Annotated in this window: 15 protein-coding genes; 5 read left to right on the top strand and 10 right to left on the bottom strand. The window is 68.0% G+C overall.

The genetic code is table 11. The features are described from left to right. The first annotated feature begins 45 nt into the window (after nt 1-45). From ACODSY_RS13605 to ACODSY_RS13595, 3 genes are all read left to right on the top strand, one after another. Nucleotides 46-1,641, top strand: a complete 1,596-nt coding sequence (locus tag ACODSY_RS13605; protein ID WP_488952294.1) for a DHA2 family efflux MFS transporter permease subunit — start codon at nt 46-48, stop codon at nt 1,639-1,641. 64 nt (nt 1,642-1,705) lie between these two features. Beyond that, nucleotides 1,706-2,167: an Lrp/AsnC family transcriptional regulator gene (locus ACODSY_RS13600; RefSeq protein WP_488952293.1), complete on the top strand. Its 462-nt coding sequence runs from the start codon at nt 1,706-1,708 to the stop codon at nt 2,165-2,167. Nucleotides 2,168-2,233: 66 nt separating this feature from the next. After that, on the top strand, nt 2,234-3,865 hold the full coding sequence (locus ACODSY_RS13595) for an AMP-binding protein (RefSeq protein WP_488952292.1): 1,632 nt from the start codon (nt 2,234-2,236) through the stop codon (nt 3,863-3,865). Here the strand turns inward: ACODSY_RS13595 and ACODSY_RS13590 are convergent. From ACODSY_RS13590 to ACODSY_RS13580, 3 genes are read right to left on the bottom strand one after another with little or no spacing between them, the layout of a single operon-like run. Then, nucleotides 3,862-5,178 carry a M20/M25/M40 family metallo-hydrolase gene (locus ACODSY_RS13590; protein WP_488952291.1) on the bottom strand — a complete coding sequence of 439 codons (1,317 nt, stop codon included), beginning with the start codon at nt 5,176-5,178 and terminating at the stop codon, nt 3,862-3,864. The genes ACODSY_RS13595 and ACODSY_RS13590 overlap by 4 nt on opposite strands. A 5-nt stretch (nt 5,179-5,183) precedes the next feature. After that, nucleotides 5,184-5,570: a helix-turn-helix domain-containing protein gene (locus ACODSY_RS13585; protein ID WP_488952290.1), complete on the bottom strand. Its 387-nt coding sequence runs from the start codon at nt 5,568-5,570 to the stop codon at nt 5,184-5,186. Between the two features lie 32 nt (nt 5,571-5,602). Further along, entirely contained in the window at nt 5,603-5,833 is a 231-nt protein-coding gene (locus ACODSY_RS13580; protein WP_488952289.1) for a hypothetical protein, read from the bottom strand. 133 nt (nt 5,834-5,966) lie between these two features. Between ACODSY_RS13580 and ACODSY_RS13575 the strand changes: the two genes are divergently transcribed. Further along, complete coding sequence (locus ACODSY_RS13575; RefSeq protein WP_488952288.1) at nt 5,967-6,239, top strand: hypothetical protein; 273 nt, start codon at nt 5,967-5,969, stop codon at nt 6,237-6,239. Nucleotides 6,240-6,241: 2 nt separating this feature from the next. On the opposite strand, the gene ACODSY_RS13570 is transcribed toward ACODSY_RS13575, so the two are convergent. From ACODSY_RS13570 to ACODSY_RS13550, 5 genes are all read right to left on the bottom strand, one after another. After that, the gene (locus ACODSY_RS13570) at nt 6,242-8,317 is read right to left on the bottom strand and encodes a response regulator (RefSeq protein ID WP_488952287.1); all 2,076 of its coding nucleotides are present in this window, start codon (nt 8,315-8,317) and stop codon (nt 6,242-6,244) included. Nucleotide 8,318: 1 nt separating this feature from the next. Then, nucleotides 8,319-14,162 carry a HAMP domain-containing protein gene (locus ACODSY_RS13565; RefSeq protein ID WP_488952286.1) on the bottom strand — a complete coding sequence of 1,948 codons (5,844 nt, stop codon included), beginning with the start codon at nt 14,160-14,162 and terminating at the stop codon, nt 8,319-8,321. Nucleotides 14,163-14,641: 479 nt separating this feature from the next. Beyond that, nucleotides 14,642-15,889: a spinster family MFS transporter gene (locus tag ACODSY_RS13560; RefSeq protein WP_488952285.1), complete on the bottom strand. Its 1,248-nt coding sequence runs from the start codon at nt 15,887-15,889 to the stop codon at nt 14,642-14,644. Between the two features lie 57 nt (nt 15,890-15,946). Further along, nucleotides 15,947-18,175, bottom strand: a complete 2,229-nt coding sequence (locus ACODSY_RS13555; protein WP_488952284.1) for a TonB-dependent receptor — start codon at nt 18,173-18,175, stop codon at nt 15,947-15,949. Between the two features lie 191 nt (nt 18,176-18,366). Then, nucleotides 18,367-19,059 carry a TetR family transcriptional regulator gene (locus tag ACODSY_RS13550; protein ID WP_488952283.1) on the bottom strand — a complete coding sequence of 231 codons (693 nt, stop codon included), beginning with the start codon at nt 19,057-19,059 and terminating at the stop codon, nt 18,367-18,369. Nucleotides 19,060-19,158: 99 nt separating this feature from the next. On the opposite strand from ACODSY_RS13550, the gene ACODSY_RS13545 reads away from it, so the two are divergent. Next, the gene (locus tag ACODSY_RS13545; protein WP_488952282.1) at nt 19,159-20,427 is read left to right on the top strand and encodes a DUF418 domain-containing protein; all 1,269 of its coding nucleotides are present in this window, start codon (nt 19,159-19,161) and stop codon (nt 20,425-20,427) included. Here the strand turns inward: ACODSY_RS13545 and ACODSY_RS13540 are convergent. Then, a complete protein-coding gene (locus ACODSY_RS13540; protein WP_488952281.1) occupies nt 20,424-22,307 on the bottom strand; it encodes a matrixin family metalloprotease in 1,884 nt (627 codons plus the stop codon). The genes ACODSY_RS13545 and ACODSY_RS13540 overlap by 4 nt on opposite strands. A 129-nt stretch (nt 22,308-22,436) precedes the next feature. Further along, nucleotides 22,437-23,906 (bottom strand): cobyric acid synthase, encoded by a 1,470-nt coding sequence (locus ACODSY_RS13535; protein WP_488952280.1) that lies wholly within the window; start codon nt 23,904-23,906, stop codon nt 22,437-22,439.

Genomic DNA, 23,906 nt, shown 5'->3' with positions numbered 1-23,906 from the left:
TGATGCGCATAATATTAAGTGCGAACCGCCGGAGCGCAAGGGACCATGACCGCCGCAATCGCCGCCGCAGGCGCCCCGCCCGCCGGCCCGGCCAGCCTCAGCGAGGGCCGCAAGCTGGTGATCTTCGCGATCATGGCGTTCGGCCAGTTCATGGCCCTGCTCGACATCCAGATCGTCGCCGCGTCGCTGAATTCGATCCAAGCGGGCCTCAACGCCGGCCCCGACGAGATCGCCTGGGTGCAGACGGCCTATTTGATGGCCGAGATCGTAATGATCCCGCTGGCGGCCTTTCTGTCCCAGGCGTTGTCGACGCGATGGCTGTTCACGCTGTCGGCGGGGCTGTTCACGGTCTCCAGCCTAATGTGCGGCCTGGCCTGGGACATCAACTCGATGATCGCCTTCCGCGCCATCCAGGGCTTCACGGGCGGCGCCATGGTGCCCCTGGTGTTCGCCACGGGCTTCGCGATGTTCGAAGGGCCGAAGCGCGCGGCGGTTCCGGCGATCCTCGGGATGGTCTCGACGCTCGCGCCAACCCTCGGACCGAGCGTCGGCGGCCTGATCACGGAGTACTGGGACTGGCGCTGGCTGTTCTTCATGAACATCGTCCCCGGGATGGCGGTCACCATCCTCTTCCCCCTCCTGGGCAAGGTGGACGGCGCCAACCCCCAGATGCTGCGGCGGATCGACTGGCTGCACGTCGCCTCGCTCGCCGTCTTCCTGGGCGGGCTGCAGTACGTGCTGGAGGAAGGCCCCCGCCACGAGTGGTTCACCGACGAAAAAGTGCTGACGGCCGCCTGGTTCTCGTTCGTCGGCGCGGTCGTGTTCTTCGAGCGGACGTTCTTCTCGACCATGCCTGTCGTGAAGCTGACGCCGTTCAAGCGCCCCACCTTCGCCATGGCCTGCGTGCTCAACCTGGTCATCGGTTTCGGCCTCTACGCCGCCACCTATCTCACGCCCGTCTATCTCGGCCGGGTGCGGGAGTTCTCCAGCCTCCAGATCGGAACCACCGTCTTCGTCACGGGCATCGCCATGACCATCACCGCGCCCATCGCCGCGCGGCTCTCGACGCTCGTGGACGCCCGCTACGTGATCGCCGTGGGCTTCTCGATGTTCGCCTGCTCGCTTTGGATGTTCAGCCACGTGACGCCCGAATGGGGGTTCTGGGAGCTGTTCTGGCCGCAGGTGATGCGGGGCCTGGCCATGCTGCTCTGCATCGTGCCAGCCGTCGGCATGGCCCTGAACGGCGTGCCGCCGGAACAGCTCCGCTATGCGTCGGGCCTCTTCAACCTGATGCGCAACCTGGGCGGCGCGATCGGCATCGCGGTGGTGAACACGTGGCTGATCGAGTTCACCCGCGACCACGCCGCGCGCCTGTCCGCGGGGATGGGCGAGAGTCCTGACCGCGCCCTGGACGCGATGCGAGGGCTGACCCAGATGGCGCAGCAATGGACGCCGGACGGCGCCCGGGCGCTAGAGACGGCTCAGGCCGTCGTCGGCAGGATCGTCGGCCGCGAGGCCGCCACGCTGGCCTTCGCCGACACGTACATGCTGATGGCCCTCCTGTTCGCCGCGGCGCTGCTCATTGTCCCCTTCGCCAAGCCGGCGCCGTTGCAGGGCGGCCCACCGCCCACCGAGCACTGAGGCTCACGCTCGCCTCCGAGACGCCGCCGCGGTAGATTCTGGTTCTCCGGGGAGAGGCAGACGCATGGACACTGTTCTCGACGCTATCGACCGCCGCATCCTGCGCGAACTGCAGAAGGACGCCACGATCGCCATCGCCGACCTGGCCCAGTTGGTCGGCCTGTCTCAGACGCCATGCTGGAAACGCATCAAGCGGCTGACCGACACCGGGATCATCACCAAGCGCGTCGCGCTGCTGGACCGCAGCAAGCTGGACCTGGGGTTGGCGGTCTTCGTGTCGGTGCGCACCAATCGCCACGACCAGGAATGGCTGGACGCCTTCGCCGGCGCCGCGGCGGCGATGCCCGAGGTGATCGAGTTCTACCGCCTGTCCGGCGACACCGACTACCTGCTGAAGGTTCTCGTCCGCGACATCGCCGCCTACGACGCCTTCTACAAGAAGCTGATCGCCGCGGTTCCGCTTTCGGACGTGAGTTCGGCGTTCGCGATGGAGCAGATCAAGTCCACGACCGCCCTGCCCGTTTGACATAACCCCACGGCAGGCGGCCAAATTCGCCCCAACGAGAAGAGCGAGTTGGGAGGCTTAGCGGCCATGGCGTGGACTATCGCGGACGTGTGGGAGGCGATCGCAGCCGCCCAGCCGGACTATCCGGCGCAGATCCAGGGCAAGCGCCAGCTGACCTGGGCCGAATTCGACACCCGCGCCGACGCCCTGGCCGCTCATTTCATCGAGTGCGGCGTCGGCCGTCAGGCCAAGGTGGCGGGCTACCTCTTCAACGGGCCGGAATACCTCGAAACCTATTTCGCGGCGTTCAAGGCCGGCCTGGCCCCCGTCAACACCAACTACCGCTACGGCCCCGAGGAGGTGACCTATCTATTCGACAACGCCGACGCCGAGGCCGTGGTCTTCCACGCGGGCTTCACGCCGCTGCTGGAGCAGATCAAGGACCGCCTGCCGAAGGTGAAGGCCTGGGTCGCAGTGGCGGAACCAGGCCACCCGGTTCCGGCGTGGGCCGCCGACTACGACGCCGTGGTGGCGAAGGTCCCGGCGCAGCGGCCCGTGAGGGCCCCGTGGGGCCGGTCGGGCGACGACCTGCTGCTGCTCTACACCGGCGGCACCACCGGCATGCCGAAGGGCGTGATGTGGCGCCAGGACGACCTGTTCCAGGTGCTGGGGGCGGGCGGCAACGCGGCCATGGGCATCCCGCCGGCGACGTCCATTCCTGAACTGATCGAGCGGATCCAGGGCCCTGAACACCAGCGCGCCACCATGATCGTGGCCGCGCCGCTGATGCATGGCACCGGACAGTTCTCGGCCTTCATCGCCCTGAACGGCGGCGGCACGGTGTGCAGCCTGCCCACGCGCAGGTTCGACGCGGTGGAACTGTGGAACGAGACCGAGCGGCTGAAGGCGACCAACATCGTGCTGGTGGGCCTGGCGTTCTCGACGCCGATGCTGGAGGCGCTTGAGGCCACGCCGGGCCGCTGGGACCTGTCCAGCGTGCGCTCCATGAGCTCGTCGGGCTCGATGTGGAGCCAGGAGAACAAGCGCGGCCTGTTGCGCCATATCCCACAGGCGCTGATCGCCGACAGCTTCGGCTCGTCCGAGGCGGTGGGCCTCGGGGCGTCAGCCTCGGCGGCGGGGATGGAGGCGCAGACCGCGGCCTTCATGCTGGGCCCGAACACCGGCGTCTTCACCGAAGACGGCCGACGGGTGCAGCCTGGCTCGGGCGAGCGCGGGCTGGTGGCCGTCTCCGGCTTCCTGCCGATGGGCTACTACAAGGACGAGGAGAAGAGCGCGAAGACCTTCAAGGTGATGGAGGGCGTGCGCTGGAGCGTGCCAGGCGACTGGGCCGAGGTGAACACCGACGGCACCCTGAAGCTGCTGGGCCGCGGCTCGGTCTGCATCAACACCGGCGGTGAGAAGGTCTTCCCGGAGGAGGTCGAAGAGGCCTTGAAGCGCCATGCCGACGTGCGCGACGCGGTGGTCGTGGGCGTGCCCGACGCGCGGTTCGGCGAACGGATCTGCGCGGTCGTCGAGCCGGAAGCCGGCGCGGCCCCGACCCTGCCCGCTCTCTCCGACCACGTCCGCGCCCAACTGGCCCACTACAAGGCGCCGCGGGAGCTGGTGGTGGTCGAGAGCATCGGCCGCGCGCCGAACGGCAAGGTCGACTACAAGGCGATCAAGGAGCGCGCGCTGGCGGCCCTGGGGGCTCCGGCCTAGCGCTTCGGCCGCGGTTCCTTGGACAGCCGCGTGATCAAAAGCGCGGCGCGCTTCGCCTGGCGGTCGAGGCTCTTCAGGTCCGCGGTCTCGCCCGGCGCATGGCTGCCCTCGCCGGCCATGCCCATGCCGACCAAGCCGTCGATGAAAGCCACGAACGAGATGTCGCCGGCTCCGCGGTTGGCGGGGTCGCCGGCGGGCATCTCAGGCAGGTCGAGGCTGGCGTTCACCCCGTTGAGCTTGGCCAGCAGCGCCTTGTTGCCTTCGGTGGGGGCCATCGGCGGATAGCCGTCGTCCGAGAACTCGATCCGGGCCTCGGTCTTGTCCAGGTGGCGCGCGACGATGGCCTGCATCTTGGCGCGGACGCGCTCTTCTTGTTCACCCGAAAGGGTTCGAATGTCGCCTCGGGCGACGGCCGTGGCGGCGATCACGTTCGGCTTGCCGCTTGCTTGGCCGCCGGTGTCGCCGGCGTTCAGCTCGGCCTGGGAGCCGCCCAGGATCATGCCCACGTTGTAGGTCAGGTTGGGCTCGGGCAGCTCGCGGCGGAATTCGTCGACGATGCGCGCCAGTTCATAGATCGCGCCGCAGCCGGCGGCGGGCTTGCAGACGCCGGACGAATGGCCGGACTTCGCGCTCGCCCGGATCGTCCAAGAGGTGGAGGAGCGGCGGGCGATCGAGCCCACGTCCTGGCCATCGCGCTGGGCCAGGCCTTCGAAATCCAGCGCCACGTCGCTGGCCTTACCGGCGGCGATCAAGTCGGCGCGAGCCTCCGAGAGCGGAGCGCCGGGCTTCTCCTCGTCGCCCGTGAGGACGACGGTGATGTCGGCGGCCTTCAGCGTCCCGGCGGCATGCATGGCGCGCAGCGCGGCCACGATGACCACGTCGCCGCCCTTCATGTCGCCGACGCCCGGCCCCTCGACGATGTCGCCCTCGCGCTTCCAGCCTTTGAAGGGGCTGTCGGGTTCGAACACCGTGTCCAAGTGGCCGATCAGCAGGATGCGCTTGCCCTTGCCGTTCCCCTTGTGGGTCGCGATCAGGTGGCCCGCGCGCCCGACCTTGGCCATCGGGACCCAGCGCACCTGGAAGCCCAACTGCTCGAACTCGGGGCGCAGCATCTGGCCCACGCGCTCGACGCCGGCGAGGTTCATGGTGCCGGAATTCACCCGCACCAGATCCTCGAGCAGCTTCACGTTGCGCGCGGTCTCGGCGTCGATCGTCGCGACCATTTTGCGCTCGGCCGCATCCTTCGGCGCGGCGGGAGCCGGAGTCGCTGTCGCGACCGCGGCCAGCGCGGCAAGGATGACGGCCGTGCGCACCGAGATCAGCCCGGCTGACTGCGGAGACTGCGGACGAACTCGACCAGCGCCGAGCGGGACACCCCGCGCGGCAAATGGGCATAAGCCTTCAGCAACTCCAATGCGCCGGGTTCGGCCAGCAAGGCGGCGACTTCGTCGACGGCTCCGCTGTGGACCGACGCCTCGCCGAACATCTCGGCCACCGGCACGCCCAGCGTCTTGGCTATGCGTGTCAGCATGGAAGCGCTGACGCGGTTGGCGCCGCGTTCGTATTTCTGGATCTGTTGAAAGGTCACGCCGGCGGCTTCCGCCAGCGCCTGTTGCGATAGGCCCCGTACCTTGCGCAACAGCCGGATTCGTGCGCCGACGGCGACATCTACAGGGTCGGCGACCGCCTCGGGTCTGTTGGCCATGTTTATTCCGGATCTCCTAGAATGCGTGAGCTCTACCTCGCGCGACCAGCCGCGTCATCGGCAGGAGGAACGAGGTCTTCTTGCGGCAAGGGAGTGTCCGAGATGCAATAACACGCCTCGGCGATCGCAATGCCCAAGGCCCGCCGCAGGGGACCAAACGCCGGCACATCACGCTCAAGCTGGATCAACTCTTCTTCGTAGGGCGCGAGCAATTCGACTAGGTTCTGGGCAAGACGCCGCCCGTGTTCCGAATCTTGGCTCATATGGCCCCCTTTTGCGCGAACCTCGACTATCGAAAAGGGGAATGCAAGCAACCGCAGCGGGCGCTACGCATAACAGCGATCATGCGTCGCAGGCGCCGGAACCCCTGACGGAATCAAGGGTTAGTCGCCTCCGATGGGACATCCACGCCGAAATGACGCCGGCCGCGAAGCCTGCAACGTCTTCGATTTCGACGAGGCGCTGCTCGAGGCCTGCCCGCCCGAAATCCGCAGCGACCTCATGATGGAAGCTCGCTTGCTGGCCGGCGTCTTCGCGCCCAGCGGCCATGCCGACGCCTTGACGCAGATGGCCGCGCAGCTCTCGGCCGGCGAGCGCGACGGCGAGATGAATCGCGCTCATGCCCGGCGACTGGCAGCCGCCCTGAAGCGCCTGGCCAGGGACAGCTAGCCCTACTCCGCGGCTGCGGTCGCCCGCTTGCGCCGCCGCTCGGGCCGATCGAGCAGCTTCCGGAGGGTCGTGGCCAACTGGGCGGCCTCGTACGGTTTGTCCAGAAGCGGGAATTCACGTCCGTTCATGGCCCGATCCTCGCCAATGAAGCCCGACGTCAGCAGCACCCGTAGCGTGGGCCGCAGTTCCCGAGCCGTGCGCGCCAAGCTGAGACCATTGACGCCGCCGGGCATCACCACGTCGGTGAACAGCAGATCGATGTCGGGATCGGCGTGCAGCCGCTCAAGCGCTTCGCTGGCGTTGGTCGCGGTCGTCACGCGGTAACCCAGACCCGTCAGCACATCCAGCGTGAGCGCCAGCACCGTCGCATCATCCTCGACCAGCAGGATCTTCTCGGCGCCCCCGACCACCTTGGCTGCTGGCCGGTCGCGCCTGGGGGCCTCGGCCTCCGCCGCACTGGCGGGCAGCAGCAACAGGAACACCGTGCCCTCGCCGGGGGCGCTGTCGAGGCGCACCTCGCCGTCGGACTGGCTGACAAAGCCATAGACCTGACTCAGCCCGAGGCCCGAACCCTTGCCGACATCCTTGGTCGTGAAGAAGGGCTCGAAGACCCGGTTGCGAACCTCGGGGCTCATGCCTACGCCCGTGTCGCGCACCTCGATGGCCACGCAGCCCAAGGGAGACGGGCCCGCTTCGCGCCGCGTGGAAATGAACAGTCCGCCGCCATCGGGCATGGCGTCGCGGGCATTGACCGCCAGGTTCAGCAACGCGGTCTCGAGCTGGGTCGGATCGACGTGGGTATTCAGCGCCTCGGGCAGCAGGTCCAGCTCGATGGTCACCGCCTCGCCCACCGCCTGGCGCATCAGGGGGGCGAACTCGCGGATCAGCCGGTTCACATCCAGTGTGACGGGCGTCAGGTGCTGCCGCCGCGAGAAGGCGAGGAGCTGGCCGGTCAGGTCGCGGCCCCGCTCGGCGGCCTGGCGCACCGCCTCGATGCGCCGCATCCGCCGCTCGTCTTCCTCCTTCCGGGTGGCCAGCATGTCGATGTTGCCCAGCACCACCGTCAGCAGGTTGTTGAAGTCGTGGGCGACGCCGCCGGTGAGCTGGCCGACCGCCTCCATCTTGCGCGCCTGGGCGAGCTGTTCTTCCAGGCTACGGCGGTCGGTGGCGTCGAGGATCACGCCGAAGATCTCACGCGCCTCGCCGTCCGCGCTGGGCGCGACGACGCCCTGGTCCTGCAGCACGCGGTACTGGCCGTCGGCGCAAAGCCAGCGGAACTCCGCGCTGTAGTGGCCCGTGCGCCCTGCCGCGCCCACGCGCTCCACATAGGCCGGCAGGTCGTCCGGATGGATCCGGCTGGTCCCGAACTCCGCCTCGCTCGTAAAGCGTTCGGCTGCAAAGCCGGTGATCTGCTCGACGCTGTCCGACACGAACTGGACGGCAAAGGGCGGGTCGATCGAGCGGGAATGGAATACGATCGGCAGCGACTTGAGGATCGCCGCCTGCTGCGCCTCGGTCCGGCGCAGCGCCTTTTCGGCCCGGGCCTTTTCCGCCTTCACCCGCGCATGCTCGTCCAGCAGCCACTGCTGGTAGGCGGACTGGCGCTCGACCTCCTTGGTCTTGAGGAAGAGGTCGACGAACACCTGCACCTTCGCCTTCAGGATAAAGGGGTCGATGGGCTTAAAGACCACGTCGACGGCGCCGGCCGAGTAGGCCTGGAAGATGTGCGCCTCGTCCCGGAAGATCGCGGTGAGGAAGACGATCGGCGTATGCTGGTTGCGCTTGCGCGACCGGATCAGGGCGGCCGTCTCGTAGCCGTCCATCCCGGGCATGTGCAGGTCGAGCAGGATGAGGGCGAACTCCTCGGAGAGGAGCCGCTTGAGGGCCTCCTCGCCCGAACGAGCGACGATCAACTCGTGGCCGAGGTCGGAAAGCGCTTCGACGGCGGCGAAGGCGTTTCGCTCGTCGTCATCCACAATCAGGATACGCGCAGCAAGCGGGGCCTCCAGGTCGGGCGGAGCCGTGGGCTCCGCCCGCCAGGCCCTCGACGCGGGTCTGGCGGGGGCTGTTGCGCTCACGTCAACTCGCTTGCGGCATCAAGGGCACCACCGTGTCGCTGGCCATCTTCATCGCGTCGGCGCGCTGGATCGAGACGCGCAGGACCGAGATGAGGTGGTCGATGTCCACCGGCTTGGACACATAGTCGGAAGCGCCCGCCTGGATACATTTCTGACGGTCGCCCTTCATTGCCTTGGCTGTCACGGCCACGATCGGGATGTCTTCGGAATCCGGCCGCGAGCGGATCTCTCGGATCGTCTCATAGCCATCCATATCGGGCATCATGATGTCCACCAGCACCACATCCATGTCGGCCTTGGCTTCCAGGACCTCGAGACCCGCGCGGCCGCTCTCGGCATAGCTGAGCTCGATCCCGAACTCCTCGAGCGCCGAAGCCAGCGAGAAGATGTTGCGGATATCGTCGTCGATGACCAGCACCTTGCGGCCGGTCAACACGGCGTCTTCGTGCCGGCTCTGGGTGAGCTTGGCCTTGGCCGGCGCGGGCAGCATCTCCATGGGCGTATGCAGCAGCAGCGCCGCCTGGTCGATCAGCTGATCGACCGTGCGGGCCATCCGCACCAGACCGCCGAAGACCGCCAGCCGAAGGCGCCGCTCGTCGCCGGCTTCCAGTTCGGTGGGCGCATAGACCACCACCGGCGTGCACCGCCCCTCAGCCTGCTTGAGCTGGTCGATGAGCTGGGGCACGGCGATGGCCGAGCCTTCGATGACCACCGCGTCGGGCAGCTCCGCGGCGGGCCGGCCGATGACCGACTCGAAATCGCCCGCCAGCTCCAGGTTCGGGAAGCTCTGACGAAGCGTGTCGGCGGCCTCGCCCTCGCCACCGACCAGCACGATCCGGCGATCGGCCCGGTCGGCGAAGCTCTTAACGCCCTGCAGGGTCGAGACCACCACCTCGCGCTCCACCGGCTTGTGGGTGAAACCGAAGGCGCCCATCGACAGGCCGAGGCCCTTCTGGTCGTCGGCCGAGATGAGGTGGACCGGAATGTGCCGCGTCTCCGGCGTGCGCTTCAGCAGGTCGAGCAGGGCAAGGCCGTCCATGTCGGGCAGGCCGATGTCCAGCATGATGGCGTCGGGGCCGAAGCGCCGCGCAAGCGACGGGGCGGCGCCGCCCTCGCCCGTCACGACGCCCTTGAAGCCGGCGTCGTGGACGAGGTTCAGCAGGATGGACGCGAAGCGCGGATCGTCCTCCACGATGAGCACCACCGAGTCTTCCGAGGTGATCAGGTCGCGGTCGTCGGCCACGGCCTCGACGGCTTCGTCGGAGAAGGACGAGGGCATCATCATCGGCCGCGAAAGCTGCGGAAGCGCGCCCGACCGGGCGGGCGGGGCCTGGGCCGGGCTGAAGTTCAGCGGCAGATACAGGGTAAAGGTCGATCCCTTCCCGGGGGTCGAAACGACCCGCAGCTCGCCGCCGAGCAGGCGGGTGATCTCGCGGCTGATCGAGAGGCCCAGGCCCGTGCCGCCGTACTTGCGGCTGGTCGTGCCGTCGGCCTGCTGGAAGGCCTCGAAGATGATCCGCTGCTTGTCCTCCGGAATGCCGATCCCCGAGTCCTCCACCGAGAACGCCAGCACCTGGCCCGCGGTGTTGAGGTGGTCGTTGGTCGGGTTCCAGCCCGAGCTGGCGCGGGCCACCCGCAGCTTCACGTGACCCTTTTCGGTGAACTTGAAGGCGTTCGACAGCAGGTTCTTGATGATCTGATGCAGGCGCTTGTCGTCGGTGTACATCGAGCGCGGCAGGGCCGGATCGAGGTCGACGACGAAGTCCAGCTTCTTGTCCGCCGCCACCTGGCTGAAGGTGCGGTCGGTCTGGTCGCGGAGACTGGCGAACGACATCTCGCTGATGTCCAGCGTGGTGGTGCCGCTCTCGATCTTCGACAGGTCGAGGATGTCGTTGATGAGGCCCAGCAGGTCCGCGCCGGCGGCGTGGATGTTGTGGGCGAACTCCACCTGCTTGTCCGAGAGGTTGCCTTGCGTGTTGTCGGCCAGCAGCTTGGAGAGGATCAGCAGCGAGTTCAGCGGGGTGCGCAGTTCGTGGCTCATGTTGGCCAGGAACTCGGACTTGTACTTGGAGGTCAGCGCCAGCTGCTCGGCCTTGTCCTCCAGCGCGATCTTGGCCTGTTCCACCTCGCGGTTCTTGGCTTCCACCTGCTGGTTCTGGACCGACAGCAGGTGCGCCTTCTCCTGCAGCTCGGCGTTGGTCTGCTGCAGTTCCTCCTGCTTGGTGCGAAGCAGTTCCTCGGACTGACGCAGCGACGCGGCCTGTTGCTCCAGCCGGTCGTTGGTCTTCTTCAGCTCCTCCTGCTGCGCCTGGAGTTCGGACGTCAGAAGCTGCGACTGCTTCAGCAGGCCCTCGGTCCGCATGTTGGCGGCGATGGTGTTCAGCACGATGCCGATGGATTCCATCAGCTGGTCGAGGAACTGCTGCTGGGTCTCGTTGAACTCGCCGAAGGTGGCCAGTTCGATCACCGCCTTCACCTCGCCCTCGAACAGGGCCGGCAGGACGATGATGTTCGCGGGCGCCGCCTCTCCGAGGCCCGACGAGATCTGCACATAGTCCTTGGGGACGTTGGACAGCAGGATGCGCGACTTCTCGTACGCGCACTGCCCGATCAGGCCCTCGCGCAGCTTGAAGCTGTTCGCCAGGTGCTTGCGGTTGTTGAAGGCGTAGGAAGCCGCGAGGTTGAGCACCGAGGCGCCCTCCTCGTCGCGGTCCGAGACGTAGAACACGGCGTGCTGGGCGTTGATCAGCGGCGCCAGTTCCGAGAGCACGAGGTTCGACACGGTCGACAGGTCGCGTTCGCCCTGCAGCATCCGGGTGAACCGGGCCAGGTTGGTCTTCAGCCAGTCCTGCTCGGTGTTCTTCAACGTCTGATCGCGGAGGTTCCGGATCATCTCGTTGATGTTGTTCTTGAGCTCCTCCACCTCGCCCGAGGCCTCGACGGTGATCGAGCGCGTCAGGTCGCCCTTGGTCACGGCCGTCGACACCTCGGCGATGGCGCGCACCTGGGTGGTCAGGTTGGCGGCCAGTTCGTTCACGTTGTCGGTCAGGTCGCGCCACAGGCCGGCGGCGCCGGGCACGCGGGCCTGGCCGCCCAGCTTGCCCTCGATCCCCACCTCGCGCGCCACGTTGGTCACCTGGTCGGCGAAGGTGGCGAGGGTCTCGATCATCCCGTTGATGGTGTCGGCCAGGGCCGCGATCTCGCCCTTGGCGTCCAGGGTCAGCTTGCGCTTGAGGTCGCCGGTGGCCACCGCGGTCACGACGTCAGCGATGTTTCGCACCTGGCCGGTCAGGTTGCCGGCCATCATGTTCACGTTGTCGGTGAGGTCCTTCCAGGTCCCGGCCACGCCGGGCACCTGCGCCTGGCCGCCCAGCTTGCCCTCGGTGCCCACTTCCCGCGCCACCCGGGTCACTTCCGAGGCGAAGGCGTTCAGCTGGTCCACCATGATGTTGATGGTGTTCTTCAGCTCCAGGATCTCGCCGCGCACGTCCACGGTGATCTTCTTGGAGAGGTCGCCCCGGGCCACGGCGGTGGTCACGTCAGCGATGTTCCGCACCTGGCCGGTCAGGTTGCCAGCCATCAGGTTCACGTTGTCGGTCAGCTCCTTCCAGGTGCCGGCGACGCCCTTCACCTGGGCCTGGCCGCCCAGCTTGCCCTCGGTGCCCACTTCGCGGGCCACACGGGTCACTTCCGAGGCGAAGGAGTTCAGCTGGTCCACCATGGTGTTGATGGTGTTCTTCAGCTCCAGGATCTCGCCGCGCACGTCCACGGTGATCTTGCGGGAGAGGTCGCCGTTGGCCACGGCGGTGGTCACTTCGGCGATGTTCCGCACCTGACCGGTCAGGTTGTTCGCCATGAAGTTCACGTTGTCGGTGAGTTCCTTCCAGGTCCCGGCGACCCCCTTCACCTGCGCCTGGCCGCCCAGCTTCCCTTCCGTGCCCACCTCGCGGGCCACGCGGGTCACTTCCGAGGCGAAGGCGTTCAGCTGATCCACCATGGTGTTGATGGTGTTCTTCAGCTCCAGGATCTCGCCCTTCACGTCGGCGGTGATCTTCTTGGACAAGTCGCCGTTGGCCACGGCGGTGGTGACTTCGGCGATGTTCCGAACCTGACCGGTCAGGTTGTTCGCCATCAGGTTCACGTTGTCGGTGAGGTCCTTCCAGGCTCCGGCGACCCCCTTCACCTGGGCCTGACCGCCCAGCTTGCCCTCGGTGCCCACTTCGCGCGCCACACGGGTCACTTCCGACGAGAACGAGTTCAGCTGATCCACCAGCGTGTTGATGGTGTTCTTCAGCTCCAGGATCTCGCCGCGCACGTCGACGGTGATCTTCTTCGACAGGTCGCCGTTGGCGATGGCGGTGGTCACTTCGGCGATGTTGCGGACCTGGCCGGTCAGATTGCCGGCCATGAGGTTCACGTTGTCGGTCAGTTCCTTCCAGGCGCCGCCGACCCCCTTCACCTGGGCCTGGCCGCCCAGCTTGCCCTCGGTGCCCACTTCGCGGGCCACACGGGTCACTTCGGAGGCGAAGGCGTTCAGCTGGTCGACGAGGGTGTTGATGGTGATCTTGAGCTCGGAGATCTCGCCCTTCACGTCCACGGTGATCTTCTTGGACAAGTCCCCATTGGCGATGGCGGTCGTGACCTCGGCGATGTTCCGCACCTGGCCGGTCAGGTTGGCGGCCATGAAGTTCACGTTGTCGGTCAGGTCCTTCCAGGCCCCGGTCACGCCTTCCACGCGGGCCTGGCCGCCCAGCTTGCCTTCCGTGCCCACTTCGCGGGCCACGCGGGTCACCTCCGACGAGAAGGCGTTCAGCTGGTCCACCATGATGTTGATGGTGTTCTTCAGCTCCAGGATCTCGCCCCGGACCTCCACGGTGATCTTCTTGGACAGGTCCCCCCGGGCCACGGCGGTGGTCACGTCGGCGATGTTCCGCACCTGGCCGGTCAGGTTGCCGGCCATCAGGTTCACGTTGTCGGTGAGGTCCTTCCAGGCGCCGGTCACGCCCTTCACCTGCGCCTGGCCGCCCAGCTTCCCTTCCGTGCCCACTTCGCGGGCCACACGAGTCACTTCCGACGAGAAGGCGTTCAGCTGGTCCACCATGGTGTTGATGGTGTTCTTCAGCTCGAGCACCTCGCCCTTCACGTCCACGGTGATCTTCCGGGAAAGGTCGCCGTTGGCCACGGCGGTGGTCACCTCGGCGATGTTCCGCACCTGACTGGTCAGGTTGGCCGCCATGAAGTTCACGTTGTCGGTCAAGTCCTTCCAGGCGCCGGTCACGCCCTTCACCTGCGCCTGGCCGCCCAGCTTGCCTTCCGTACCCACTTCCCGCGCCACGCGGGTCACTTCGGCGGCGAACGAGCCCAGCTGGCCCACCATGGTGTTCACGACCTTGCCGATCCGCAGGAACTCGCCGCGCAGCGGGCGTTCCTCGTTCTCCATGTCCATGGTCTGGCCCAGGTCGCCCTTGGCCACGGCGCCGATCACGCGCGCCATCTCAGCGGTCGGGTGGATCATGTCGGTGATCAAGGTGTTCACCGCCTCGACCGAGGCCGCCCAGGATCCTTGCGCGGTGGGCAGCTTGGCGCGGTGGCTGATCTTGCCCTGGCGGCCCACCGTTTCCCCGAGCCGCTCGAACTCCCGCGTCATGCGGTCGTTCTGTTCCACGACATCGTTGAAGGCCTCGGCGATCTCGCCCGCTATGCCGGTCGCGCGGGGCAGCCGGACCGAGAAGTCCCCACGGCGGAAGGCCCGCAGGGCCGCCAGCAACTGGGCGGTATCGACATCTGTTTCGTTTGAAGGGGCGCGGCGGGTCTTGGCGGCGGTGGTCGCAGCGGCAGCAGGCATGTTTCCCCCGACGGGATATGTACAAAACTCGGGGAAATGCGCCGGCCCTACGAGCCTGGCACACCCCCGCCCACCGGGTGGAACGCGGCCTAACAGTGCAGGTTCCAGCTCAGCCGCAAATAAAGCCCGGCGTCATCGAGAGAATACTGGAAGTTTAGTGGGATCAACCCTCCGGCGCATTGGCCGCGGCGGAAGCGCGCAACGCTGACGCCGTTCCTGAGCCCGATGTCACCGGGCTATGACGCGACAGCGCGGCCTATGACGCGTCCGCCGGTTAAACCATCGAGCGCTTCCGGGGGGTGGCCCGCGCGCTGCACGGCCACGCGCACCGCGGCGCATGTCGAGGCCGATCAAAAAAAAGGCCGCACCCGGAGGCGCGGCCAAGTCATTAGGGAGGAAACGCCCAAAAGGGCTAGATCGTTCTGCGCCTTTGCTGCACCGCACGCAAGCCCTTTTTTCATCAGCTGATGTAATCCGTTTCAGTCCACCCAGTCGCGCTTGAGCCCCCGCGCCGCCAGGGCGAACAGTGCGGCGCTCACGACGTAGAAGCCCAGGCCCGAAAAAATCGCGTAGCGAAGGGCTTCCGCCCCGTAACGTGGCGTAAGTGCATCGGAAATCGCCCCGAAGTACCAAGTGCCCAGCCCCAACCCAATCAGGTTGTTGACGAACAAGAAGCACGCCGAGGTTGTAGAGCGTTGCTGGGGCGCGACAAGATGCTGCACCGCCGTAATAACCGGCCCCAGCCACACCAGGTTCAGGCCCGTCGGGATCAGGAACAGGATGAAAGCCAGCCACAGCGCCTTGGCCTGAACGGCCAGCACGAAACACGGCAAGGCCAGCAGGAACGCCGCAGCCGGCACCAGCAGATAAGCGGCCGGACGCGCGCGGCCCAGCCGGTCGCCGAGCACCCCGCCGCCCCACACGCCCAGCACGCCGCCCACGAGGGTCATGGAGCCCAGGAACAGCGAGCGATCGACCAGCCCCATGCCCAGGCTGCGCTCGAAAAAGCTGGGGAGCCAGAAGGCCACGCCATAGCCGCAGACCGACGAGGCGGCCGCGCCGAGCGAGATCAGCCAGAAGCTAGGCTTGGCCAGCAGGGCGCGCACGCCGCCCGCCCCCGACGGCGCCGCAGCCGGCGCGGCTTCGCGGGGCGGCTCCTTCACCACCAGGCGGAAGATCGGCGCCAGCGCCACGCCGGCCAAGCCGACGACGACGAAGGCGGCCCGCCAGTCGATGGCGTGGGCGATGAGTCCGCCGAACAGGATGCCCAGGGCGGAACCGATGGGGATGCCGAAGGAATAGGCCGCGAGCGCCCTCGCCCGCTGGTCCTTGGGGAAGTAGTCGGCGATCAGGGAATAGGCCGGCGCGACACCCCCCGCCTCACCCACGCCCACGCCCATCCGGCAGAGGAAGAGCTGCCAGAAGCCCGTCGCCAGGCCGCAGGCGGCGGTGAAGCCGCTCCATAGCGTCAGGGCGCCCGTCATGATCCAGGTGCGGCTCCACCGGTCGGCGAGCGCGGCGATCGGAACGCCGAGGCCGGTGTAGAACAGCGCGAAGGCCAGCCCGCCCATCAGCCCGAGCTGGCTGTCCGTCAGGCCCAGGTCCGCCTTGATGGGCCCGGCCAGGATCCCCAGGATCTGCCGGTCGAGGAAATTGAAGGTGTAGGCGAGGATCAGCACCGCCAGGACGGCCCTCGGGTCGCCCTTGGCCTGGGGTTTGGAAGACATGACCGTCCCTGGAATCGGAAACGCCCGGCTCTGGAGGAGCCGGGCGTCGCTTAAGGCTTAGAACTTGGCTTGCACCGACAGGGTCACGGTGCGCGGCGGACCGTAGTAGCCGGTCACCGAGTTGCCGAAGAGCACGCCAGCCGATTGCGGGAAGTTGTAGCCGCCGATCCGGTACTCTTCCTTGCCCAGGTTCTTGCCGTGCAGGCCGACCTGGTAGCGGTCGTCCGCCGACGTCCAGACCACGCTGGCGTCCAGCAGCCAGTAGCTGTCCTGGTCCAGGATCGAGGGGACCTCGAACATGTGGAACGACGAGCGGTAGGACGCCGACGGGATGAAGGCGATCGAGCCGTGATCGCCCAGGTCGTGGCGATAGGTCAGGCTGACCGCGCCGTTCCACTTCGGGGTGTTCTGGAAGACCCGCTGGTCGGCGAAGTCACGCACCACGGGCGGCGTCGAGGTCAGGTCCAGCGCACGGTACTCGTCGAACTCGGCCTTGGTGTAGCCCAGCGAGAAGTTCGCGAAGAGCGAGCTGGTGAAGTTGGCCTGACCTTCGAACTCGGCGCCGTAGATATGCGACTTGCCGACGTTCAGCACCTGGGAGGCGATCGCCGCGCCCACCGGGGTTTGCAGGGTCACCTGCTGGTCCTTGTACTTCGAGTAGAAGACAGCCGTGTTCAGCGACAGGCGGCGGTCGAAGAAGTAGCCCTTCAGGCCGCCCTCGAAGCTGTCGACCTTTTCCGGGTCGTAGCCGTTGACCGAGCTCGGCGTGGTGATCGCGTCGGCGCGCATGTCGAAGCCGCCCGACTTGAAGCCCTGGCTGTACGACACATAGGTCGAGACGTCCGGCGTGATCTCGTACTTCAGGCTCACCCGCGGGGTGAACTTCTCGTAGGTGTCCGAGCTGGTGAAGTTCGAGCGGACCAGGCCGGGGATGGCCACGTTGTTGCCGAACAGCGGGCTCTTCAGGCCGGTGAAGTTCTGGCGATAGACCTGGCCGGTCTTCTTGTCCCTGGTGTAGCGGCCGCCGATCGAGATCGAGAGCTGGTCGGTGATGTCGTAGCTGACGTCGGCGAAGGCCGAGTAGCTCTTTGTGTCGACGTGACCCGCCGTGGCGATCGTCAGGTTCGCCTGGCCGACCACGGTGTCGAAGGCGCCGGCGGCGGTGGCGTTCAGGTAGTAGAGCCCGAACACGCCCTGCAGCCGCTCACCCGAATAGAGCGCCTGGAACTCCTGGGTGAACTGGTGGTCGTTGTAGCGGGCGGGGATGTCCAACAGGGGGGCCGGCTCGTTGTCGAAGTCGATCGTGCCCTCGGTCTCACCGGCGCGGTAGGCGGTGATGGACTTGAAGGTCAGGGTGTCGGACGCCTTCCATTCGCCCAGCAGCGACACGCCGCGAGCCTCGACCTTGTTCTTGTCGCCGGAGCCGGCGCGGGTGTCGTAGACGTCGTCCAGCACCGTGGCGGTCGGGATCGGCGCGCCCGTGGCGGTCAGCCCGGGCGTCTCGCGGTGGCCGTGGCGCGGGTTCGACCGGTCGGTGACGATGTCGCCCGACAGGCGGAAGAACAGGCTGTCGGTCGGCGTCAGCTCGACGGTGGCGCGGGCGGCCGAGACGTCCTTGTCGTAGTGCTCGGCGCCGGTGGTCAGGTTCTTGCCGAAGCCATCGCGGTTGAACTTCGCCCAGGTGAGGCCCAGGCCCACCCAATCGTTCACCTGGCCCTTGGCCGAGGCCACGATGTCGCGCTGGTCGTACGAGCCGATCTGGCCCTTCAACTTCAGCTCAGGGTCGCCCTCGATCTTGGCGGTGACGTACTTGATCGCGCCGCCGATGGTGTTGCGGCCGTACAGCGTGCCCTGCGGCCCGCGCAGCACTTCGATGCGCTGGACATCGAAGATGTCGAGCACGGCGGCCTGCGGGCGCGCCACGTAGACGTCGTCGATGTAGAGGCCGACGCCGGGCTCGAAGCCCCACAGCGGGTCCTGCTGGCCGACGCCGCGGATGAACGAGATCAGGGTCGAGTTCGAGCCGCGCGCGACCTGGACCGTGGTGTTGGGGGTCGACTGCTGCAGCGTGGTGAGATCGACAGCGCCGGTGGCGGCCAAGCGCTCGCCGCTGACCGCGGTGACGGCCACGGGCACGTCCTTCAGCGTCTCTTCGCGGCGGCGGGCTGTGACCACCACCTCTTCCACGCCCACGTCGTCGGCGGCCGCGGTCTGGGCAATGGCGAGGGTCGGAACGACGGACCAGGCCGCGCCCACGAGGAGGGCGGCCTTCATGAGGCTTTTCATGTGTTTCCTCCCGACGGCGCCGGACGTCCCCCATGGACGGAGCGGCGTCGAAGATTTCACTAGTGAGTGAATTATGCGGGAGTGTTGAGCTAATCCGCCGCGTCGCGCCAGCGCCTGCCGGAGCCGCGGCCATAGTTTTTAATCAGGTGATGAATTTTCGACACACCTCGACGCCCGTCGATACGTCGATGTTACGGCCGGCGGCGCACGACCTCTTCCAGGCCGGCGGCGCACCAGGCGTAGAGGCGCGCCCGGACGGCTTCGAGGTCGGTGGAACGGCAGAGGCCGTCCGACAGCTGGTCGATGCGACCGGTCTCGGACAAGGTCAGCATCATCGCCCCGGTGAGGAACTGATAGGCCCAGTAAAGGTCGCGCAACTCGGCCTCGGGCAAGGCCGCCTTCAGCGTGTCGACCAGCTCGTGGACCACCGGATCGAAGAACCGGTGCATGGTCTCGCCGCCCCACGCCGGAGTATTGTTCACGAGCGCGACCAGGCGGAAGTAGTTCTTCCAGCCATCGTCGTTGGTGAGCGACAGGTCGATCAGGGGCCCGATGAACGCCTCGATGATTCCCTCCGACGTCATCGATCCGGCGTGGGACTGGGCATAAGCCCGCATGGCCGCGAGGCGCGCGTCGTTGAGGATCTCGGCGCGGCGGGCGAAGACGTTGTCGAACAGCTCGCGCTTGGCGCCGAAGTAGTAGTGGATCAGGGCGGTGTCGACGCCCGCCTCGGACGCCACCTGCCGGACCGTGACGCCGTAGAAGCCGTGGCGCGAGAAGAGCGCCTCCGCCGCGTCAAGGATCGACTGGCGCAGGTCGGGCCCCTGCCCCTTGGGCCTCCGCCCCCGAAGAGCGCCGCCTGCCTGTCCGTCCGCCCGCGCCATCGCCCGCCCGTTACGCTGGTGGCATCGCTAGCACTGTTTGGGCGCGTTGACAGTCTGCGTCCGGCGGCGAACCTTGGCGAACAACGTTAGGGGAGAGCCATGACCAACGCCGGGGCCGAGCGGCACCTGTCCATCGATGCTGTCCGTGGCATGGCGGTGCTGGGCATCCTGCTGATGAACATCGTGGGAATGGGCCTGCCGTCGTTCGCCTACATCAATCCCACCTACGCCGGCGGCGCCACCGGGGCCGACTTCTGGACGTGGGCGATCAACAACGTCCTCACCGACGGCAAGATGCGCGCGCTGTTCACGATGCTGTTCGGCGCGTCGACCGTGCTGATCGCCGAGCGGGCGGAGGCGGGTTCTGGCCTGTCGCCGGCGGCGACGCACTATCGACGGATGGGCTGGATGCTGCTGTTCGGCCTGGCGCACGCCTTCCTGTTCTGGTTCGGCGACGTGCTGGTCGTCTATGCGCTGGCGGGGCTGGTGGTGTTCCCGTTCCGCAAGCTGTCGCCGCGGACCCAGTTGATCATCGGCGTGACCGTGCTGGCGGCGCTGCTGGCAAAGAATGTCTGGCAGGCGGGAATGATCGAGGCGCTGCATGCGACGGCGACGGCCCCCGGCGCGTCGGCCGATGCGATCAAGGCGTGGCAACAGGCGTCGATGGCGGTCTCGGCGCCGCCCGAGGCGAAGGCGGCCGAACTGGCGGGCTTCGGTGGCGACTTCGTCTCGGCGCTGCAGGCGCGCGCCAACATGGTGATGCTGTTCTACGTCGTGCTGCTGCCCACCGACATGTTCCCCGAGGCGCTGGGGCAGATGTTCCTCGGCATGGCCCTGTTCCGGCTAGGCTTCTTCACCCTGGGCTGGTCGACCCGGGCCTATGCCGCGATCATCGCCTTCGGCTACCTCATCTGCGCGCCGTTCACGGCCTGGCTGGCCTGGGGAATCGCGCAGTCCAACTTCGACCCGCTGGTCCTGCACGAGCGCGAGGTCTGGCAGCAGATCACCCGGCCGTTTATCGGCCTGGCCCATGCGGCCGTGGTGTTGTTGTGCGTGCGCGCGGGCGTGCTGAAGGGACTGATGGGCCTCTTCGCCTCCGCGGGCCGCATGGCCTTCTCGAACTACCTGACTACCTCGATCATCACGAGCACGCTCTTCTGCGGCTACGGCTTCGGCCTCTACGGCGAGTTGTCCCGGGCGGAGCTGCTCTGGGTGGTGGCCGGCGTCTGGGCGTTCCTGCTTGCCTGGAGCCACCTATGGCTGGGGCGGTTCCACTACGGGCCATTCGAATGGGCCTGGCGCTCGCTTGTCCAGTGGAAGCCGCAGAGGATGCGCAAGGCGGCGCCCGCCAGGCCCGCGACGGCTTAGGCCCCGAACAGCCAGCCGGGGGTGAGCGCGCTCAGCGTGACGCCCACCAGGATCATCTGGCCGCCCCCGGTCATGGTGATGACGGTGTCCGAGCCCACCTGCGCGACCGTGTATTGCGTCCCGGGGTCCAACTGGACGCGGTCGCCCTCGGTCTGGCTGAAGTCGGTGACCCGGTCGAGGCCGGCGTCGCCGAAGGTGTGGAAGACGTCGGCGCCCGCGCCGCCGGTGATCGTGTCCGAATCCCGGTCGCCCGACAGCCAGTCGTCGCCCGCCCCGCCGGTCAGCACATCATCCTGCTGGCCGCCGCGGACCAGATCGGCGCCGGCGCCCCCGTCACAGGTGTCGGAGCCCAGGTTGCCGTAGACGATGTCGTCGCCATCCTCGCCGGACAGCCGGTCGTTGTCCTTGCCGCCCACGACCCAGTCGTCGCCCGCGCCGCCGACCGCGGTGTCGGCGCCCGCGTTGCCGTTGATGTCGTCGAAGGCGCCGCCGCCCGTGATGCTGTCGTCGCCGTCGTCGCCGCGCAGGTAGCTGACACCCTCTCCCCCATCGAGGGTGTCGGACCCTGCCCCGCCGGAGAGCGTATCGGCGCCCGCCTCGCCCCAGAGCTCGTCCCCGCCGTCCGCGCCGCTCAGCGAGTCCGCGCCGGCGTCGCCCGCCAGCACGTCGGCCAGGGACCCGCCCTGTAGCGTGTCCGCGCCCACGTCGCCGAACATCACCACGGTCTCAATGCTGGTCCAGGTTCCGCCGCCGGCCATGAGGCTGGCGTAGCTCAAGGACACCGGGTCGGCGCTTGGGGGCGCGATCCAGAGCTCGTCGTTCCCCTCACCGCCATCGACGAAGCTGGCCCCATCCCAGACGATCATGATGTCGTCGCCGCTGCCGCCCTGCAGCCGGTTGACGCCCTCCCCGCCGTGCAGCGTGTCGTTGTCCGCGCCGCCGACCAGGATATCGGCCCCATCCATGCCCCAGAGGTCGTCGGCGCCGGCGCCCCCGTCCAGGCTGTCGGCGCCCTCGTCGCCGTCGACGATGTCGTCGCCCGCGCCGCCGGTGACCGTGTCGGCGCCGGAACCGCCCGCGAGGGTGTCGTCGCCGTCGCCGCCGTCGACAAGGTCGTCCCCGCCCCGCGCCATGACATAGTCCGCCCCGGCGCCCGCCGCGATGCGGTCGGCCACCGCGACGCCCGCGAGGCTCTCCCCGTCCGCGGAGCCGGACTGCGTCAGGATCAGCCGGGTCGAGTCCCACGACCAGGACGCGGCCTGCGCGCCATCCGCCAGGGCGCCGCCGTAGATGTGCTGCACGGCCAGGGCGTCCAGCGAACCCAGCACGCTCACGGGACCGCCCACCGGATTGTAGGTCATCACCGTGTGGGCGAGGTCATCGAGGGTGGGATCCAGCCGGATCTCATCCTCGAACGGGTGCTTGAGACCGATGGCGTGGCCGACTTCGTGCGCCAGCACGTCGAACGTGGCGTAGCCCGCCGCGATGAAAATGTCGCCGCTGAGCGGGTCTTCCCAGGCGCCGTCGCTGAAGTTCAGAACATAGGGCAGATAGGCGAAGCCCGCGCTGCTCTCGCTGTCCGCCGGCGCGAGGCTGAAGTCATAGGATCCGAAGCGGATGTCGCCGAGGCCCGCGGGGACTTCGAAAAAGGTCAGGCCGCTGATGTCGGCCCAGGCCGAGAGGGCCTGCCGGGCGATGTCTTGCTCGGCCGCGCTGAACGTCTTGAAGCTAGCCAGGAAGGCGTCGCTGTACGCGCCCGCGGCATAGGACGCCGCCGCTGTATCGAACGAATAGGTGACGAAGGCCGGCTGGCCGGCCACGCCCAGGCCATTCCACGAATAGCCGGACAGCAGCGCGTCGTATGTCGCGACCGTCGGCACGCGCGGAAACCCCCAACCCCCAAAGACGCGCCGACCGCCGGTCGCGCCTGCTCCCCCCGGAGGCCGCGGACTTCAGACCGCGCGGGCAAGCTTGGCAAGCCGCCTCCCCCGCGGCGGGAATAATTCGGGTCAGGGCGGAGCGGACAGCCCTGCGATCCGCGCCAGGGCGCCGATGTCGAAGGCGCCGGCCAGGATTTCGGCGATCTCGTCGAGGGCTGCATCGACGACCGCGGCGTGTGCCGTCGCGTTCGAGCTCGCGCCCAGCCCTGCGAGGAACGCGGCGCGGGCGGATCCGGCGGCGAAGAGGCCGTGAACGTAGACACCGGCGATCTTGCCGTCCGGCGAGACCGCCCCGTCGCGTCCGCCTGCGGCGAAGGTGACGAAAGGATGGTTCGTCGCGGCGCCGGTCGTGCGGCCGACGTGCATCTCGTAGCCCTGGAACGCACCGCCGCCCGCCAAGTCGCCCGAGACCGGCCGCAGCATCTTTTCGCCGGTCAGGACCGTCTCGACATCGAGCAGCCCAAGACCGTCCGCCCCGCCGGACGGCCCTTCCACGCCGTCGGGGTCCGAGACGCGCCGGCCAAGCATCTGGTAGCCGCCGCAGACCCCCAGGACCCGTCCGCCGCGGCGGACATGGGCGGCAAGGTCGATGTCCCAGCCCTGGGCGCGCAGGAAGGCCAGGTCGGCCAGGGGGGCCTTGGTCCCCGGCAGGATCACCAGATCGGCGTCGCCGGGCAGCGGGCGGCCCGGCGGGATGAAACGCAGGTCGACATCGGCCTCGGCGCGCAGGGGATCGAAGTCGTCGAAATTGGCGATCCGCGACAGCATCGGCACGGCGATGACCACCGGACGGCGCACACCGGGCGCGACGCGTTCCAGGACCACCGCGTCCTCGGCCGGCAGGCGCGCGGCGGCGGCGAGCCAGGGCGCCATGCCCAGGTCCGCCCAGCCGGTGCGCGCGGCGATCTCAGCGCGGCCGGCGTCGAACAGACGCGGGTCGCCGCGAAACTTGTTTATCAGGAAGCCTTGGATGCGTCCCCGATCGGCCCGGTCAAGCACCGCATGCGCGCCGACGACGCTGGCGATCACATGGCCGCGGTCGATGTCGCCCACCAGGACGACCGGCACATCGGCGGCATGGGCGAAGCCCATGTTGGCGATATCGCCCACGCGCAGGTTGGTCTCGGCCGGACTTCCGGCGCCTTCGACCAGCACCAGGTCAGCCTCGGCCGCCAGGTGGCGGAAGCTCGCCACCACCGTCGGGAGCAGGCTGGCCTTGCGGTCCTGGTAGCCCGCCGCCTGCCAAGTCCCCTCCATGCGGCCGCGCACGATCAGCTGCGCGCCGACGTCGGACTGCGGTTTCAGCAGGACCGGGTTCATGTGCACGCTGGGCGGGACGCGGCAGGCCAGGGCCTGCAGCGCCTGGGCGCGGCCGATCTCGCCGCCATCGGCCGTGACGGCGGCATTGTTCGACATGTTCTGCGGCTTGAATGGCCGCACGCTCAAGCCGCGATTGGCGAACAGGCGGCAGAGGCCCGCCGTCAGCACCGACTTGCCCACATCCGAGCCGCAACCCTGCAGCATCAGCGCCGCGGCCAT

The sequence above is a fragment of the Phenylobacterium sp. FG114 genome, assembly GCF_057809855.1.
Note: the sequence above shows the minus strand (reverse complement) of the source record. Positions and strands in the feature narration are given on the sequence as shown.

Bases quoted from the DNA above. Each gene is read 5' to 3' on its own strand.
- ACODSY_RS13550 (WP_488952283.1), bottom strand. From the start codon at position 19,059: ATGGCGCGGGCGGACGGACAGGCAGGCGGCGCTCTTCGGGGGCGGAGG.
- ACODSY_RS13585 (WP_488952290.1), bottom strand. From the start codon at position 5,570: ATGGCCAACAGACCCGAGGCGGTCGCCGACCCTGTAGATGTCGCCGTC.
- ACODSY_RS13600 (WP_488952293.1), top strand. From the start codon at position 1,706: ATGGACACTGTTCTCGACGCTATCGACCGCCGCATCCTGCGCGAACTG.
- ACODSY_RS13535 (WP_488952280.1), bottom strand. From the start codon at position 23,906: ATGGCCGCGGCGCTGATGCTGCAGGGTTGCGGCTCGGATGTGGGCAAG.
- ACODSY_RS13565 (WP_488952286.1), bottom strand. From the start codon at position 14,162: ATGCCTGCTGCCGCTGCGACCACCGCCGCCAAGACCCGCCGCGCCCCT.
- ACODSY_RS13560 (WP_488952285.1), bottom strand. From the start codon at position 15,889: ATGTCTTCCAAACCCCAGGCCAAGGGCGACCCGAGGGCCGTCCTGGCG.
- ACODSY_RS13575 (WP_488952288.1), top strand. From the start codon at position 5,967: ATGGGACATCCACGCCGAAATGACGCCGGCCGCGAAGCCTGCAACGTC.
- ACODSY_RS13605 (WP_488952294.1), top strand. From the start codon at position 46: ATGACCGCCGCAATCGCCGCCGCAGGCGCCCCGCCCGCCGGCCCGGCC.
- ACODSY_RS13580 (WP_488952289.1), bottom strand. From the start codon at position 5,833: ATGAGCCAAGATTCGGAACACGGGCGGCGTCTTGCCCAGAACCTAGTC.
- ACODSY_RS13555 (WP_488952284.1), bottom strand. From the start codon at position 18,175: ATGAAAAGCCTCATGAAGGCCGCCCTCCTCGTGGGCGCGGCCTGGTCC.
- ACODSY_RS13595 (WP_488952292.1), top strand. From the start codon at position 2,234: ATGGCGTGGACTATCGCGGACGTGTGGGAGGCGATCGCAGCCGCCCAG.
- ACODSY_RS13545 (WP_488952282.1), top strand. From the start codon at position 19,159: ATGACCAACGCCGGGGCCGAGCGGCACCTGTCCATCGATGCTGTCCGT.